Annotated in this window: 18 protein-coding genes; 1 reads left to right on the top strand and 17 read right to left on the bottom strand. The window is 32.8% G+C overall.

Annotated elements, in window-relative coordinates:
* Positions 1-47: 47 nt before the first annotated feature.
* The 7 genes from KA883_RS09290 to KA883_RS09260 all read right to left on the bottom strand — a co-directional run bounded on the left by KA883_RS09290 (position 48) and on the right by KA883_RS09260 (position 6,558).
* Complete coding sequence (locus tag KA883_RS09290) at positions 48-947, bottom strand: NAD(P)/FAD-dependent oxidoreductase (protein ID WP_046208603.1); 900 nt, start codon at positions 945-947, stop codon at positions 48-50.
* A 108-nt stretch (positions 948-1,055) separates the two neighbouring features.
* Positions 1,056-1,454, bottom strand: a complete 399-nt coding sequence (locus KA883_RS09285) for an RrF2 family transcriptional regulator (protein ID WP_046208604.1) — start codon at positions 1,452-1,454, stop codon at positions 1,056-1,058.
* Between the two features lie 68 nt (positions 1,455-1,522).
* On the bottom strand, positions 1,523-2,146 hold the full coding sequence (locus KA883_RS09280; protein ID WP_046208605.1) for a poly-gamma-glutamate hydrolase family protein: 624 nt from the start codon (positions 2,144-2,146) through the stop codon (positions 1,523-1,525).
* A gap of 114 nt (positions 2,147-2,260) precedes the next feature.
* Positions 2,261-2,884, bottom strand: coding sequence for a poly-gamma-glutamate hydrolase family protein (locus KA883_RS09275; protein WP_046208606.1), 624 nt, complete (start codon positions 2,882-2,884; stop codon positions 2,261-2,263).
* 144 nt (positions 2,885-3,028) lie between these two features.
* On the bottom strand, positions 3,029-3,895 hold the full coding sequence (locus KA883_RS09270; protein WP_046208607.1) for a 2-oxoacid:ferredoxin oxidoreductase subunit beta: 867 nt from the start codon (positions 3,893-3,895) through the stop codon (positions 3,029-3,031).
* Entirely contained in the window at positions 3,896-5,656 is a 1,761-nt protein-coding gene (locus KA883_RS09265) for a 2-oxoacid:acceptor oxidoreductase subunit alpha (RefSeq protein WP_046208608.1), read from the bottom strand.
* A gap of 110 nt (positions 5,657-5,766) precedes the next feature.
* Entirely contained in the window at positions 5,767-6,558 is a 792-nt protein-coding gene (locus KA883_RS09260; RefSeq protein WP_046208609.1) for a TIGR00282 family metallophosphoesterase, read from the bottom strand.
* 166 nt (positions 6,559-6,724) lie between these two features.
* Here KA883_RS09260 and KA883_RS09255 point away from each other — a divergent pair, with 166 nt between their 5' ends.
* Entirely contained in the window at positions 6,725-6,940 is a 216-nt protein-coding gene (locus KA883_RS09255) for a hypothetical protein (protein ID WP_046208610.1), read from the top strand.
* A gap of 403 nt (positions 6,941-7,343) precedes the next feature.
* Here KA883_RS09255 and rny read toward each other — a convergent pair whose 3' ends face one another.
* The 10 genes from rny to KA883_RS09205 form a co-directional block, all read right to left on the bottom strand.
* Positions 7,344-8,903: a ribonuclease Y gene (rny, locus tag KA883_RS09250; protein ID WP_019468711.1), complete on the bottom strand. Its 1,560-nt coding sequence runs from the start codon at positions 8,901-8,903 to the stop codon at positions 7,344-7,346.
* A gap of 331 nt (positions 8,904-9,234) precedes the next feature.
* The gene (gene recA / locus KA883_RS09245; RefSeq protein ID WP_046208611.1) at positions 9,235-10,290 is read right to left on the bottom strand and encodes a recombinase RecA; all 1,056 of its coding nucleotides are present in this window, start codon (positions 10,288-10,290) and stop codon (positions 9,235-9,237) included.
* Between the two features lie 166 nt (positions 10,291-10,456).
* Positions 10,457-11,608, bottom strand: a complete 1,152-nt coding sequence (locus KA883_RS09240; protein ID WP_046208612.1) for a CinA family nicotinamide mononucleotide deamidase-related protein — start codon at positions 11,606-11,608, stop codon at positions 10,457-10,459.
* Between the two features lie 225 nt (positions 11,609-11,833).
* Positions 11,834-12,412, bottom strand: coding sequence for a CDP-diacylglycerol--glycerol-3-phosphate 3-phosphatidyltransferase (pgsA, locus tag KA883_RS09235; protein WP_046208613.1), 579 nt, complete (start codon positions 12,410-12,412; stop codon positions 11,834-11,836).
* 54 nt (positions 12,413-12,466) lie between these two features.
* Positions 12,467-12,859: a helix-turn-helix domain-containing protein gene (locus KA883_RS09230; protein ID WP_080937823.1), complete on the bottom strand. Its 393-nt coding sequence runs from the start codon at positions 12,857-12,859 to the stop codon at positions 12,467-12,469.
* A gap of 31 nt (positions 12,860-12,890) precedes the next feature.
* On the bottom strand, positions 12,891-13,721 hold the full coding sequence (locus tag KA883_RS09225; protein ID WP_046208615.1) for a DUF3388 domain-containing protein: 831 nt from the start codon (positions 13,719-13,721) through the stop codon (positions 12,891-12,893).
* 191 nt (positions 13,722-13,912) lie between these two features.
* Entirely contained in the window at positions 13,913-14,617 is a 705-nt protein-coding gene (ymfI, locus tag KA883_RS09220) for an elongation factor P 5-aminopentanone reductase (protein WP_046208616.1), read from the bottom strand.
* A 3-nt stretch (positions 14,618-14,620) separates the two neighbouring features.
* A complete protein-coding gene (gene yfmH / locus KA883_RS09215) occupies positions 14,621-15,907 on the bottom strand; it encodes an EF-P 5-aminopentanol modification-associated protein YfmH (protein WP_046208617.1) in 1,287 nt (428 codons plus the stop codon).
* Positions 15,907-17,196: an EF-P 5-aminopentanol modification-associated protein YfmF gene (gene yfmF / locus KA883_RS09210; protein WP_046208618.1), complete on the bottom strand. Its 1,290-nt coding sequence runs from the start codon at positions 17,194-17,196 to the stop codon at positions 15,907-15,909. Before yfmF ends, yfmH begins: the two co-directional genes overlap by 1 nt.
* Positions 17,197-17,206: 10 nt before the next feature.
* Positions 17,207-17,920, bottom strand: coding sequence for a GntR family transcriptional regulator (locus tag KA883_RS09205; protein WP_046208619.1), 714 nt, complete (start codon positions 17,918-17,920; stop codon positions 17,207-17,209).
* Position 17,921: the final 1 nt, after the last annotated feature.

Raw genomic sequence — 17,921 nt, 5'->3', positions numbered from 1 at the left:
TTACCAAAACATTAACTTAAGGTATAGAAATCGAAAGCTTTGTTTATTTATTGATAGGTTTCGTTTATAAGTGACATCATCATATTTTTAGCAACGTTACCACCATTTGAAGCCGCATCGATTAATTGGCTAGGAAAATTGTCCTTAGTCTCTCCAGTTACATATAATCCATTAATATTTGTTTCTCCATATGGTGATGATTTGATTTTGCCCTGTTCATCACGTTCTAACAATATATTATTTAGAAAATTGAATTCGGTATCCCACCCCATTTGTGTAAATGCACCTTCTATTTTTATGACATTACCATCTTCTAATTCGACTCCTTTTAATTGTCCCTGCTCTCCTAATAGTTTTTTGATCGTTGTTGAACAGACCTCAATATGATGTTGTTCTAAAAATTTAATTGCCTCTGGCTCTAACGTTTCAATACCATTAGTAAATACAGTGATTTTTTTCGAAAAATTTCTCAATAATTTAACAATGTGTATTACATCTTTATCAGAGTAAAATACGCCTAATTGAGTATGTTTCATTTCAAAGCCATCACACCAAGGACAATAAAATACCGTTTTACCGTAAAAGGATTCAATATTATTTATTTTAGGTAAATGTTCTCTAACACCTGTAGCAACAAGTATTTGCTTGGCTGTATAGGATTTTGATGCTGTTGATACTTTAAATCCGGATTCAATTTGTATAATATCTACGACCCTTGCATTCACTATGGATACATCTTTGTATTTGGAGACATCTTCTATAGCTTGTTGTTTAAATTTTTGTGGCGAAATACCATCTTGCGTTAAATAACCATGTGATAATTGAGTAACTTTATTTCGTGGTTTATCTTCATCAATGACTAATGTATGCATCATTCCTCTACCAAAATTCAATGCAGCGCTCATACCTGCTGGGCCACCGCCTATGACAATTACTTCATATTCCATCATTCCACTCCTTTTAATTACACGTCTATTAAAGACTTTTAATATCTATAATAGTTTTAAAAAAGTGTATAGAAATAGTTTATGCTTTGCTATTTCTATACTATAAAATTATTTAACTACAGGTTTTAGCAGACTCGATAGTTTCTTTTGCTTCAAAGTTGTTACCAAAGTTGTTTCAACATCTTCCATTATAGCTTTGATAGGACAGCCTTCATCATGATTAAAAGTGTCTTCTAATAAACTTTGCTCCCCATCTATCGTAACAATGACTTCATAGATAGATACTGAATCCCATCCATTCTTTAATTGATATCCGCCTTTAGCACCACTACTAGCAGAAATGATATTACGCTTAACTAAACGTGTCATTACTTTTGATAAATAAGTTGTAGAAACACCTAAAACTGATGCTAAGTCTTGTACAGGAATCTTTTTTTGATCACCTTGATTATTAATCATAAATAACAGTGCATGTAAAGCATAATCAGTCGCTTTTGAAAATTTCATAAATTTATCATCTTCCTATTATAGATATAATAAATCTATAATAACTTATTTGCTTTTCTTTTTCAATATTACACTAAATTTTTAGTAGCATTAATAATTGCATCTGCAAAATCATACATAAACTGAGCCCAGTTACTACTGTTCTCTCTACTTTTTTTATTATAACGTTCATTTTCAAACAATTTCTTTCTTATTCCTGAGGTTAACTCGAGTTGGACACCTTTCTCAGTTTTACAGCAATTTACAATATTGTCATCATGCGCACCAGACATATGTGACGGGGCTTGTCTGACAATTATCCCTAATTTTTCAAATTCTGCCGTCATCTCATCCATTAATTGCTCATCCTTACCACCCATATAAACAATTTCATCTTCACCTTTACAACCATGTATCGCGATGGCATATTGATTATTTGCAATCATTTTCATTAATTTAGGTTCATCATAATGTCTGGACGTCACATGTAATTCTGCATTACCTTTTGTTCTAATTGCTTTAAACGTAAAGTAGTCAAAACCACCTTTTTCAGCTGTTAATTCCGCCAATTCGGTAGTAGCAGGTTCTATTGCTCCGCCATGAATTGCAGTTATGATAACATTGCTATTTCGGTCAATTGAATTAATAATCCAATCCGTATTTTCCTCCGTTAGCTGCATTAATTCCGTCATAGATTTAAATCGATCAGCCATTGATTATCCCCCTCTATTTTATATGTACACTTTTTGTATACCACATTTTAGCGTCCATTATTTTAAATCACTGTTAAGTTTTTGATAATTTATTAACTCAATATTTACAGTTAACTATTGCTGATTATTGATTGCTTTAATCATTGCTTTTGAAAACGCTTCTAAATAGGTTGACCAGTTCGAACGATTTTCTCGGTCATTTAAATTAAATTTTTTATTAACAAAACAATGCTTCCTAAAGTTAACAGTCAATTCTAACTGTACCCCCATACCTTTTTGACCACAATTCACAAAGTTATCCTGTTGTTTACCAGAAATATGAGAAGGTGCATCCTTTGTAACGATTCCTGTTTCATTTAACGTTTGTTTTATCTGCGTAATTAGTGCTTTATCTCTACCACCGATATACACTTCATTTTTCTTACCCATGCAACCATGTATAGATATAACTTGAGCATGTTCAGTCACAATCTTTTGTAATTTTGGCTCATCAAAATGAATTGAAGTTACATGAAGTTCATTGTTTTTATTTTTTCTTACACCTTTAAAACTATAAAAACTATAATTACCTGTTTCACTTAAATGTTGTGCAACTTCAGTAGTTCCTCTTTCTATAGCACCGCCATGGACAGCAGTAATAAGTACTGGTGAATCTCTTTCACACGTTTGAATTTCCCAATCTTTATCTTCATTTGTGTAAGTTAATAATTCCGTCATTGTTTCAAAGTAATCAACCATATCTCTCTAACCTTCCATTTTTCGTATATAAATATAAAACTAGCTGATTCACAAATATAAAACAATGATTTTTTCTATGAAAATCATCTTTTGTGATCAGCTAGTTATTTTACGCTATTGATTCTTATTTAAGTAGATAAACGCTTATACAAACTGCTTTGTTAAGTCTTTAAATTGTTGTTCATCAAGGTGAATATCTTTTTTGGCTAATGCTGTACCTTCTATTTCTTCAATTTGAGATTCATAAGAAGGTGTTTCCGTGTCTTGATATACAATGCCTTTAAGTAATGAATTATACTCTAAAACCTTTTGAGTAGCTTTTTGTTTGTCGGTCGCATCAAAATCTTCAATTTCATCAATACTTGTAAGATTTTCTTTAAACCAATCATAAGTGTTGACTTTATTATATGTTACACATGGAGAGAATACGTTAACAAATGAAAAACCGTCATGGTTAATTGCATCTTCCAACATTTTAGTTAATCCTTTAATATCACTAGAAAAACCTTGTGCAACAAATGTAGCACCTGAAGACAACGCAAGTTCTAATGGCGCAACATTTTTTTCAATATTACCTTTAGGCGTAGATTTAGTCACAAACCCTTGTGCTGATGAAGGTGATGTTTGTCCTTTAGTTAAACCATAGATTTGGTTATCCATCACTATATATGTCATGTTCATATTTCTACGCAACGCATGGATCGTATGTCCCATACCAATCGCATACCCATCACCATCACCACCAGAGGCAATTACGGTCAAGTCTTTATTAGCCATTTTCACGCCTTGTGCTAATGGTAATGAACGACCATGGATCCCATGTACACCGTATGAATTAACATAACCTGATAAGCGGCCTGAACACCCGATACCTGTTATAATTGCAACTTCTTCAGGTTCTAGCCCAACATTTGCAGCTGCTTTTTGAATAGCTGCTTGAACAGAGAAATCTCCACAACCTGGGCACCAATTGGGCTTCACATTATTTCTAAAATCTTTAAATGTTGCCACTTATACCAACTCCTTTAAATTTTTGGCAATTTCTAATCCTTTGGCTTCTATTTCATTTGGTAAGAATGGCGTACCATCATATTTCGTTTGATTAATTAATTTATCTCCAACGTTCACATTCATTTTTAATATATTAGAAAGTTGTCCTTGATAGTTATGTTCCACAACGACAACTTTTGAAGCTTTATCAACCGCTTCTTGTATCGTTTTGCTTGGGAAAGGATGTAGTTGTCTGATTTGTAAATGATTAACCTTCAATCCTTGTTGCTCTAACCTTTCTTTACCTTCTTGAATCGCACCTTTAGTAGAGATGAAACCTAAATAAAGTATGTCTGCTTCATCATGGACTGCATTATTTTCTACAGGTTGATTGATCAATAGATGTTCTGTTTTTCGCATCCGTTTATCCATTTGCTGTTGTCTGTTATCAGCTGCTTCACTTGTCTTACCTTCTTCATTATGTTCCACACCTGTGACATGGTGGATGCCCCCTTTAACTCCAGGGATTGGTCTTGGAGAGACCCCACTTTCAGTCAACGCATATCGTTTGAAGTATGTTTTATCATCTTCATCTCTTTCTATATCTGATTGAATCGTTTCTCCTCGGTTTATTTCAATTTTATTATAATCTAATGATTCTACAGTTTGTTTACCTAATGACAATTGTAAATCACTTAAAATAATGACCGGGCATTGATACATTTCAGCAAGATTGAAAGCTTCTATCGTAAGGTAAAATGCATCTTCAGCATCTGTTGGTGCTACAACTATTTTAGGTATATCGCCATGCGTTCCGTAGATCATTTGCATAAGGTCTGATTGTTCTTGCTTGGTAGGCAATCCAGTGGACGGACCGCCGCGTTGTGTATTGATTACAACAAATGGCGTTTCCGTCATACCAGAAAGGCCAATTGCTTCCATCATGAGTGAAAGACCAGGACCAGCGCTCGCTGTAAATGCACGTACACCAGCATAGTTAGAGCCTATTGCCATATTTGCCGCAGCGATTTCATCTTCAGTTTGTACAACAGTACCCCCAACTTTGGGTAAATTTTCAATCATATATTCCATGATTTCAGATGCTGGTGTAATAGGGTAAGCTGCCATAAATCGAGAACCAGCTGACAACGCACCTAGACCTATCGCATCATTACCAATCATATATAGATGTGGTGTGCCTTCTGTTTTTTCTAAAACAAAATCACCATCAATATGACTTAATTGTTCGTTCATTAAACGGTAACCTTCATTCAATGCTTCAATATTCATTTCTACAACTTTATCACCTTTTTTAGTAAACATATTGGTGATAAGTGTCTCAAAATCTGAAATGTCTAAGTTCATTACTGCACATGTCGCTCCAACCGCGACCATATTTTTCATTAAAGTAGTGCCTAATTCTTTCGCAGTTGCAGTAAAAGGTAGCGCAACCAATTGTGCGTCACAATGTTCAGGTTTTTCTGGTTTAGCTTTACTATCAGCAATAATCACACTGTCTTTACGCATCTCATGGTGGTTCACTTCAATTGTTTCTTGATCAAATGCGATTAATATATCTAAATCATCACTAATTGCATGTACTGGTGATGTTGATACTCTAATTTTATTATTTGTATGACCGCCTTTGATTCTACTTGAAAAATGACGATACCCATATAAGTAGTATCCTTTACGGTTCATAGCAGTGGCAAAGATTTCACCTGTTGATTCGATACCTTCCCCTTGTTGTCCGCCCACTTTCCATGATACTTGAGATTTCATATCATCTAGCCTCCTAGTGGTTATAATAATTCATATTTCATCATACCAAAACAAACCACGCTTTTACTATGAAAAGAGCGGTTTATTTTAAAATTCATACTAATGGACGATTATTTAAAAGGATGGTCATCATTGATAAGAATACGTTCGATACGTTTTGTTTTACCATCTTTATTTAAATCTATAATCACACCTGATAATACACTACGACCTTCGTCAGGAACAACATGTCTTTGTGGTAAGCTTGTGATAAAACGCGTAATCACCTCTTCACGATTAATACCAAGAATACCATCATAGTATCCTGTCATACCTACATCTGTTATATATCCTGTGCCTCCAGGTAATATTCTTTCATCTGAAGTTTGGATATGTGTATGTGTGCCGACAACAGCACTAACTCTATTATCTAAATACCATCCCATTGCATTTTTTTCTGAAGTCGTCTCAGCATGAAAGTCAACAAAGATATAATCTGTTTCTTTTTTTGCTTCAGTTACTAACGCATCAGCTTTTTTAAACGGATCATCAATATCTTGCATAAATGCTCGTCCCTGTAAATTAATGATAGCCAATTTGATTTCGTTAATTTGAATGTAGCGCATACCAACACCAGGTGCTTCATCTGGAAAATTGGCCGGGCGAACCATACGATTGGCATTTTCTATAAAATCATAAATTTGTCGTTGACCATATGTATGATTACCCATTGTCATAAAATCAACACCTTCTCTTAATAAAGATTTGTATATTTTTTCAGTCAAACCTTTACCATGTGCTGCGTTTTCTGCATTTACGATTGTAACCGTAGGTTTATAAGTTTGTTTTAGCTTAGGCAAATAGTTTGAAATAGCTTCTCTACCTATTTTACCAACAATATCCCCAATAAATAAAATTCTCATTTACGTGTCATCCTCTCTTACTGTTAGTTTAATTGAAATTAGCGATGATGAAAAGGCTCTTTAATAAATATTCATAAACATTACTTTGTTTTAAATTTATGATTGGTGGTAATATTTATATTATAGTTATGTATCATTTCAAAAAAATAGGAGTTGTATGTAAGATATGTCAATTAATATTGATCCACAGCATTTTGCTGATTTAGTTGTTTCTGCAAACCCTTCAAATAGTGACAATCCGGAGGAGATTGCTAAAGATAGCTTGGAGTTATATATCAATGCTTATAGACTTGCTGAAAGATATGCCAATATCTCCACGAATTGTTATGACACTGCCGAAGTAATTAAAGAATTAAGTAAAGTAGATTTAGAATTAAAATAACTTAACGTAATTCACAGTAATAAAAGAGACTGAAGTATAGTGTTTAGTTTCAAAACAAAGGAGTCTGGGGAACATTATTGTTCATCCTAGACTCCTTTGTTTTTTTCCAGATTTCTAACCTAGTCTTTTGAATTAAAGCATGTACGAGTGTGATTGTGCTGTAATATGGTTTACATAATCCGATCTTGCAATAGCTCTCACAAATAAATCATTCTATCCAATCCAAGTGTCAGCTGTTACGAGTGAAATATGTTAAATCGAAAAAGGGTGAAGTTAACCACAATGTATTTTTACTTTAACTATACTTCTTAATAATATCGGTTTTACAAACTAAAAATAACTGCTAGTAAAATTTTACATCTCTACTAGCAGTTATTCCGTAACTTAATTAAGTTCTTATTTATTATTTTGCGTATTCAATTGCTCTAGTCTCACGAACAACTGTCACTTTTATATGGCCAGGATATTGAAGTTCATCTTCAATCTGACTCTTAATATCTCTTGCTAAGCGGTGTGACTTTAAGTCGTCGATAGTTTCTGGTGATACGATAACTCGAATTTCTCTACCAGCTTGGATTGCAAATGCTTTTTCAACACCATCATAACTTTCTGAGAGTGTTTCTAGTCTTTCTAACCTTCTAATATAATTTTCTAGGGTCTCTTTACGAGCACCTGGTCTTGCAGCTGATAGTGCATCTGCTGCTGCAACTAATATAGAAATAATAGAAGTTGGTTCTACATCACCGTGATGTGAATGTATAGCATTTAATACTGTTTCACTTTCAGCGTATTTTTTAGCTAATTCTACACCAATTTCAACGTGACTGCCTTCAACTTCATGGTCGATAGCTTTACCAACATCATGAAGTAGTCCAGCACGTTTGGCTAATGTAACATCTTCTCCTAATTCAGCCGCTAACATGCCGCTTAAATGGGCAACCTCTATAGAATGTTTTAACACATTTTGACCATAGCTAGTACGATATTGTAAACGACCTAGAATTTTAACTAAATCTGGATGCATATTATGCACATTAATTTCAAATGTTGCTTGTTCACCAGCATCTCTTATAATATCGTCAACTTCTTTTCGAGCTTTTTCAACCATATCTTCAATTCTTCCAGGATGGATACGTCCATCTGAAACAAGATTTACTAATGCAGTTCTTGCAATTTCGCGTCTAATTGGGTCAAAACCTGATAGAATAACTGCTTCTGGTGTATCATCTATAATTAAATCAATACCAGTTAACGTTTCTAACGTTCTTATATTTCTACCTTCTCTACCAATAATTCGACCTTTCATTTCGTCATTTGGTAAATTAACAACTGATACTGTAGATTCTGAAGTATGCTCTGCAGCTAACCGTTGTACAGTAGTTGCTAATAATTCTTTTGCATTTTTATCGACTGCTTCTTTTGCTTCTTTCTCTTTTTCCTTAACAAGTATTGCAATATCATGTGACAATTCTTCCTCGACTCTTTGAAGTTGTTCGTTAGCAGCTTCTTCTTGAGTGAGACCAGAGATGCGTTCTAATTCTTGTTCATGCTTATTTATTAATGACTGAACACTACTCTCTTTTGCATCTACTTGTTGTTGTCGTTCTTCAAGTTTAGACTCTTTTTGCTCTAAAATCTCATCCTTTTTATCTAAAAGATCAGATTTTCGCTCTAAGTTTTCTTCTTTTTGAAGAAGTCGTGCTTCTTGCCTTTGAAGATCACCGCGTCTTTCACGAAGTTCATTTTCACTTTGCTCTTTTAAGATTTGATTCTCTTCTTTAGCTTCAAGGAGCTTTTCCTTCTTAATATTCTCTGCTTCTTTATTACCATGTTCGATAATATCTTCTGCAGTTTGTCTTGCTTGTAATTGCTTTTGATGCAATATATTTCGGGCAATAATATACCCTACAACAACTCCGAGAATAATACCTAGCAAAATGAGTAGGAGGTTTAATAAATTCACACAAACACCCCCTTTTTCTAGGATTTTGCTCTGTATATCAAATTCAATATGATTATATGAAGTTATATAAGAATCATACAATGTAATTGTACGGTTTCAAACTAAGAAGTGTCAAGGTGTGCAACTACATTAATTAAATATTTGAATAGCTTCTTTTACATTAAAATAGTTACAGTTACTGCTATTGCTTATTTCTTGTTGTTTTTTCATCATAAAAAATTTTTATTTAATAATTTTGAACCTATATGCAATCACAAAAAAATAAGTATGTATTTATAAATACATACTTATTTTATAAGGAAAACTATTATATTTTAATTTAAATTATAAGTTACTCATCTTTTTCATCAAAAAGTGTAGCTGGTGCATCTTCTTCCTCTTTTTCATCTACGTCACCATCAAAAATACCAAGTTTTTCTCGCAATTTCTGATCGATTTCTTGTTTAACTTTTGGATTTTCTTTTAAATATAATTTAACGTTTTCTTTACCTTGTCCCATACGCTCACCATTATATGAATACCAAGCACCCGATTTATTAACGATTTCATTTTCTACACCAAGGTCTATGAGCTCTCCTTCTTTAGAGATACCTTTTCCGTACATCATATCAACTTCAGCCACTCTAAATGGAGGTGCTACTTTGTTTTTTACCACTTTGATTTTTGTTCTGTTACCAACAATTTCTTGACCTTGTTTCAACTGTTCAGCACGACGAACTTCTAAACGTACAGAACTATAGAATTTTAATGCACGTCCACCTGGTGTCGTTTCAGGATTACCAAACATAACGCCAACTTTTTCACGAATTTGGTTTATAAATACAGCAGTTGTATTTGATTTAGAAATAGCACCAGACAATTTACGTAATGCTTGTGACATTAAACGTGCTTGTAAACCGACATGTGTATCGCCCATTTCGCCTTCAATTTCAGCCTTCGGTGTTAACGCAGCTACTGAGTCGACAACGACGATATCAACCGCACCACTTCTAACAAATGCTTCAGCGATTTCTAAACCTTGCTCACCATGATCTGGTTGAGATAAGTATAAGTTTTGAATATCAACACCTAATGCTTCTGCATAAACAGGGTCTAAAGCATGTTCAGCATCAATAAATGCAGCGATACCACCATTTTTTTGTACCTCGGCTATGGCATGTAATGCAACTGTTGTTTTACCAGAACTTTCTGGCCCATATATTTCTATGATTCTACCTTTAGGGTAACCACCAACTCCTAATGCGTTATCTAGTGTTACCGAACCACTTGATACACTAGAAACTTTACGTGCTTCATTATCACCAAGTTTCATTACTGCACCTTTACCAAATGATTTTTCCATATTTTTAATTACTGTATCTAAAGCTTTTTGACGATCATTATCCAAAACACTGGACCTCCTAAATGAGATTTATCTCTGAAAAATATCTTAACCATACTATACATTGATTTAAAGTATTCTGCAAGCATTTTGCGAATATTTGTTCGCTATCAATAGAACGATTCTTCACAAAAAGGGAACGTACGTACTAATCATTGTTTGTTTTGAATTATTAATTTTTTTCTCTAAAGTAGTTTAATAATCTAATCAATGAATAGTTTTGTGATCTTTTTTTTATTAAATTTCTATTCTTCGTCATTTTAAATGATTTAATGGTTAGGTATTCGTTTTCTAAAATACCTAAGTATACCGTACCATTTTCATGTAATAATGAAATACCAATTTCAGCATTATACAAATCTTTGACGATACGGCATGAAATTAGTAATTGATGCTCCATCTCCTCTTTAGAATTTATAAACTGTTGGTGATGGGGTAACATACCAAATAGCTTATTTGAATAATCATGATCTTTCATTCTAGAATATAATTCGCCATCTGTTACACCATCATAGATTGCAAATGATTGTTTCATATGTGCTAAAAAGGATGATTCGATGGAATTATCATCTGACCCGTAGTAATATTTACCTATACGTGACAGGATTTCTTTTTTTACTGGTGCTATTAGTGCTTCACACTCTTGTTTAGAGTTACCATTCGCCGTCAGTCTTATATTAACTTCATGCGTACCAGCTAATGGTGCAATAGTAGGATTTGTTTGATTATCTATCAAATCAATTAAAATAGTTTCAACTTTAGATTCACCTATCCCTGCAAAACGCAATAATTCTGAAAAAATAATACCTTCTCCAGTTAAAAAATATGGTAATAAGCCATCTTTTGCCATCGGTTGCATTTCTTTAGGTGGACCAGGCAATAGAGCGATGTGTTTATCATTATATTCAATCAGCATACCTGGTGCCATACCTACTTTATTTTCTAAAACTGTTGCGCCTTCAATGACTAGTGCTTGTTGTTTATTGTTCGGAGTCATTTCAACATTTTGATCTTTAAAATAATGCTCAATATACATCAATGACTTTTCATCCGTTACTAAATTGCGATCTAATATTTGAGCTACCGTATGCTTTGTTAAATCATCTTTAGTAGGTCCTAATCCACCAGTAAGAATAACAGCATCATATTGTTCCAATGATGAATGTATTGCTCTTTCAAGTCTATTAGGATTATCTCCTACTACAGTGTGTTCTACAACACTATGTCCTATATCATTAAATAATTTTGATAGATATTGACCATTGGTATTTGCAATTTGACCCAGCAATAATTCAGATCCAACTGCTATAATTGATATATTCACACTTTCCCCTCCTTGTCCGAAAGAAAAATTTCGCTATTTAATTTGTTAAACTTATTATTTATATTATAAATCCAATTCTATTTAAAAACTAAAATTTCGTTTGAAGATTATTCTGTCTTAATGAATAACGATTCTGTATCAAGATATACTTTTTTAACAAAAAACTGGAAAGGTGCTTAAAAACACTTTCCAGTTGAATTCATGTTTACCAGAACCAAACTCATATTATTTAGCCTTAAATACATCTCTACCTTTATAAAAGTATTCAATACCAGATAGAATCGTAAAGAATACCCCTATGTATAATAGCACCTGACCTATTGGAAAACCAATCCATGTAGCTAATGGGTCGCCTAGTAAAATCCATACTAACGCAATCATCGTAACCGCCGTTTTAATTTTACCTAATTGGCCTGCTGCACTTACAAAACCTTGTTCGATTTGTAATAAACGTAAACCTGTAACCGCAAATTCACGTGCAATAATAATAATCGCAACCCATGAGTTTGTTAACCCAATTTCAACAAGAGCAATCAAAGCACTTGAAACGAGTAATTTATCTGCTAATGGGTCTAAAAATTTACCCATATTTGTAACAAGCTGCCATTTTCTTGCTAAGTAACCATCTGCAAAGTCACTTAACGAAGCAACAATAAAGATAATACCACTAATCAATAATTCAATTCTAATTTCATATCCACCAATAAAAGTTACATTACCAAAACCAAAATCTACTAAAGCGAATAATAGAAATACTGGAATTAATATAACTCTAAAGACAGTTATCCAATTCGGAATATTCATTTCAAATCCTCATTTCTATATATATAACTTACAACAAAACTACAATAACATTTTTTATAAAAATAATACCGCTAATATCCACAGTATGGCAGTGATAATAATCACTAGACTTATTACTACTGCTAACTGCAGAGGTTCTTTGTTTTTACTACGATAAGTAGGTTGATGATCTGAAGAAAAAGCATCAATCGTTTCTTTCAAATTGTTATCATGATTAGGAATTTCATCCCTATGTGCATGAATAAGCTGTTCAGCATCAATATTTACAGCCTTTGCATATTTGCGAATAAAACCTTCTACATAATCTGCATTTTTAAGGGACTCAAAATCATTATTTTCAATGAGTGTTAAAGCTTGGCGTTTGATTTCTGTTCGGTTTTCTAATTCTGTTAATGTCATACCTAATCTTTCGCGACGTCCTTTTAAAGTTTGACCAACTAAACTCACGATGTTAGTCCTCCTCATCCATTATCTTTTACTATTCAAAAAATCCAAAACCACCACCGAAAACATCGTCACCGAAATCAAGATTATTTTTACTTTTTACAGTATGTTTTTTCATTTCTTCATAATGGATTTCTTGATTTTTATTTTCTCTTAGCTCAATGATATAATCAAAGTCACTCATCTCATAATCACTAGTTTCCACAAATAAATCTGGATGTTCTACAACTTTAATCGCTGGTAAGCTCATAACTTCTTTCACTAATTCTTGATGTTTTTGGTTAGATTCTCTGGCTGTAACCGCACCATCAATAATATAGACATGATCAGAATCATACTCACCTTTGATGAGCGAACTACGAACAGTTTGTTTAATTAGCGTAGAACTAATAAATAGCCAACGCTTATGGGCACAGACACTACCAGCAACAATCGATTCAGTTTTACCTACTCTAGGCATACCTCTAATACCGATTAATTTATGCCCTTTTTCTTTAAATAATTCGGCCATAAAATCTACTAATAAACCTAAATCTTCTCTTTCAAAACGAAATGTTTTTTTATCAGCAGCATCTTGTTCTATGTATCTACCATGTCGTACAGCCAATCGATCTCGTAATTCTGGTTTACGCAATTTAGTAATAGAGATGTCATCAATTTCACTAACGATATTTTCAAATCTACTAACTTTTTCAAGGTTATCTGATTTAATTAATAGACCTCTTCTGCCTTCGTCAATGCCATTTATTGTAACAATACTAATACCCATCATACCTAATAAACTGGAAACGTCACCTAATAATCCAGCTCTGTTCATTGTAATTTCATATTCTAAATACCATTCTTTTTTTGTAGCAACTGTCATGGCATATACACCCCTTAGTTTATAAATCGCAACAATGCGCTTTGACTAAAATCTATCACATTTTCAGTTATTTATTTAATGAAAAAAGCATAGTACCACATAAATAATTTAAAAAGTAATGTAATGAATGATATTGATATTATATCATTGAATGATTCACAGGTGGTTTATTTTTTCTATTATATCAAAAATTATAAATACCAAGCACCATTCACTTTTTGTATTGTACCAGTGACACTTTTGGCTAATGGATTACAAAGATAACTACAAGTATGGGCAACTTCTTCTGGTTCAATAAATCTTTGTTGTGGTAAATCTTGAGATAAAGTTTCAAGATCATTTTCTCCCCAAGCTTTTAACATATTACCACTTACAAAACCAGGTGCGATCGCGTTCACAGTGACTGAAGTCAATGATAATTCTTGACTCAGTGCTTTTACGAAGCCAATTTGAGCTGACTTCATCGCCGAGTAGACTGTTTCCATACTCGCACCTGTTTCTCCCCATATTGATGAAATAACTATAATCCGCCCATTTTGACTTTGTCGTAACTGATCTACAAAATATCTACACATTCTAATGAATTGGCGCACGTGAATTTGATAATGCTCATCAATCATTGCATCCGTCATATCTTGCAACTGACCATACAATGCAGTGCCACTCGCATAAATAAGACAATCTAAATTTTTTATAAAATGAAAATATTGGTTAAAATCATCTACGTTGCGCAAATCACATTGTACCAATTGCACTGAACTATGGTTGAACTGAAACTTTAATTTATTGATATCTGTATTATTATAATGAACGATGACTTCATACCCATCAGATAATAAGCGATTAACGATTGCAGAACCAATTGACCCTGAGCCACCTATAACTAAAGCTTTCATTGTTTATTTCATCTCCAAACGACTATCTACAATTTGGGATAAATTCAAACTCGATTGTGCCGTTTCATTTACGCTTTCCAATGTAATACTTTCAACAATATCTAATAGATCAAATAAACTTACACCTTCAAAATAAAGTTTTGTATATTGGTTCGCAATATATTCAGGCGAATTCAAACCAGATATAAACTCACCAATAAATTGCTTTTTCAATAAATTAAATGCTTCTGTATCAGTTAAATTGCCCTGTTTTGCTTCGAGTTCATCCAACAATAATTTTTTTAACTTATCTGGTTGTTGAGTCGCACTGGTAATCATGGAAAAACTATATGTAGGCTCTAATACAAATTGATACCCAAATGTTTCATCTATCAACTCTTCATTAAGTAACGTTTGATAAAAGTCAGTTTCTTCACCAAATAGTAATTCAAAAAACAAAGTCATTTCTAAATCTTTTTTTACCAATAATCTATCTGGCACATCAGTTAATGGCATATTTTTAAAGCCAAGCATAATTCGAGGTGATTGCAATTTCATCTTTTCAGTTACTACTTTTTCTTTTACACTATCCTGTTCTTTTAAAGAATCCCTAACTATTCGAGGTTGATTCGTTTTATCTCTTTGATTTTCATGGTCAGCAACAACATTGTAAATATGGTCTACATCTACATCTCCAACAACAAATAAAACCATATTAGAAGGATGATAGAATGTTTCATAGCATAGGTATAAATCTTCTTTAGTTATTTCATAAATACTTTCTACACTACCAGCTATATCTACACGAATTGGATGTGATTCATACATAGCTCTTAATGTATTAAACATTAATTTATATCCAGGTTGCTCTTGATACATTTTTATTTCTTCAGCAATAATACCTTTTTCTTTATCTACAGATGCTTCGGTAAAGTATGGTGTTTCAACCATGGTTAACAAGCGTTTTATATTGCTTTCAATATTATCTGTTGCACTAAACAAATAACTTGTTCGGTCAAAACTAGTAAAGGCATTTACTTGTGCATTATCTTCTGCAAATGCAGTAAACAAGTCTTCTTCCTCATTTTCAAATAGTTTATGTTCTAAAAAGTGCGCTACACCATCTGGTACAGTAACAAAATCTTCACTGCCATGCGGTTTAAATTTACGGTCTAAGGAACCAAATTGAGTTGTATATGTAACAAATGTTTTCTGAAAGCCAGTTTTAGGTATAACAAATAATTTCAATCCATTGTTTAACTCAGCTTCAAATACATTTTCATCTATTTGCTTATAGTATGTGCTATGCATTAATAATTACCCCCTTTCGTTAAAACATAGATTGTATTGAGTTCTATATTTTTTGCTAAATCTATGATTTCAGCATGATCCACATCTTGAATGTGTTTAATGTACGCTTCCTCTGATATATCATGTTCTAATAGAATATTATTATTTAATATCTCTATGATACGTTTAGGACGGTCATATGACTCTTGACGCTGTGAAATAATAATCTTTTTAGCAAGTTCTAATTTTTCTTCGCTAAATTGACCTTGCTGGAACTTTTCAAATTCCGCAATAATTGTATCTTTCGCTACTTCATATTTGTCAGATGAAACACCACTAAGAACAAACATAAAACCATTTTTTGCATCTATTTGGGAATGAATTGAATATGCTAAACTTTGTTTTTCTCGTACTTCGTTAAACAAAACGGAAGATGGATCTCCGCCAAACATAGTATTAAAAACAACACTGGCAAAATATTGTTTATCTCCAAATTGTACAGGCAATTTAAATCCAATATTTAATTTAGCTTGATCCACTTCATCTGTTTCAATAATTTCTTGTGGCACTTTATCTGCTTGTGGCACTGGCGTCGCATGAGATTGTTTGAATTGGAATGGTTTTATATCAAAATAAGTTTTGATTTGAGATTTTACTTCTTGTTCATCTACATTACCCACGACATAAACAGCACAATAGTCGTTGTGTAGCATAGATTGATATGTATGATATAAATTTTCAGGTGAAATATCTGCTATGTAATCTACTTGTCCTGAAGCTAGGTGACGATATGGTTGTTCACCAAACATATATTTCAATAAATTTAAAAAAGATATTTGAGATTTATTATCAACCATTGCTTCTAATTTTTTAGTTAATAAAGCTTTTTCCTGTGAAACGAAGTTTTCGTCAAAACGATCATTAACAACTAAAGGATTCCAAATCATTTCTCTCAACAAATCTAAACCTTTTTCAAATAATGGGGTTTGATCAGTAAGATAGCGTTCATTCACTAATTCCAATGATATTGTGATGACATGTTTGTCTTTAAATTTTGAGACAAAGCTATTAACATACGCGCCATACAATTCTGAAAGATGACGGTTAAACGCCTTGTCTGTTGGCCATTTTTTTGTAGCACGCACGAGTAACTTACTGAGAATTGATCGAGCTGTCATGGTTTCACTATCTAATGGTGCCATAAATTTTAAAGTAATTGTGGTCGTTTTGAACTTTGTTGTTGGTAACACATTAATATGCAAATTATTTTGTTGTTCATTAATTTTCAAATTGTCAAACCTCACTTTCATAATTTTGTTATTATATACTATTTCTAACCGTTTTAAATTTTACTAAACTACTTTTGAAATAATTAAAAGAATAAAGTATTGGTTGATCATTTTTATCATAATGAATTAATTTCAATAACATAAGTCCTTCATGCGGCGAAGCATCTAAAACATCCGAAATATGTGGTTCATAACCAATAGCTTCAATCTCAGTTTCTGCATATGCCACTTTTTTCGAAGCATAATATTCCAAAGCATTTAACAAAGATTCATCACTATTTTGATACTCTGCACATGTTAAATCTTCAGCTGGTAGCTTATCCAAACAATAAACAACTGGCATGCGGTCAGCCATTCTCACACGTTCAATAATTGTCACCAACGCCTTTTCAGGAAGATTTAATCTTTTAGCATCTAAAGAGGTCGCAGGTTTTTCGTCTAAATTTATAAATTCTGTACTCGCATGATACCCTTGATCTTCTATCATTTTACTAATACTAACCAACTCATCTAATGGATAGAAGAATGGGTGCAACTTTTTAACACTTGCACCTTCTTCTAAATTATTAGATAGCACTTGCTCAGTAATTAGTTCATCAACTGCATCGTATACATCATCTGTTTTAACATTTAATTTTCTAGCAACCGCAAGATTACTAGGTAAAGCATCTCCCGGTTTCAATCCTCTCGTACTTATCTCTTGAATCAGCCATTCTTTTACTTTATAAACAGAAGTTAATTCCATA

It is taken from the genome of Staphylococcus sp. GDY8P54P (assembly GCF_017892645.1).
Classification (GTDB): Bacteria; Bacillota; Bacilli; order Staphylococcales; family Staphylococcaceae; genus Staphylococcus; species Staphylococcus ureilyticus.
The sequence above is the reverse complement of the archived record's forward strand: the minus strand, read 5'-3'. Positions and strand labels throughout refer to the sequence as shown.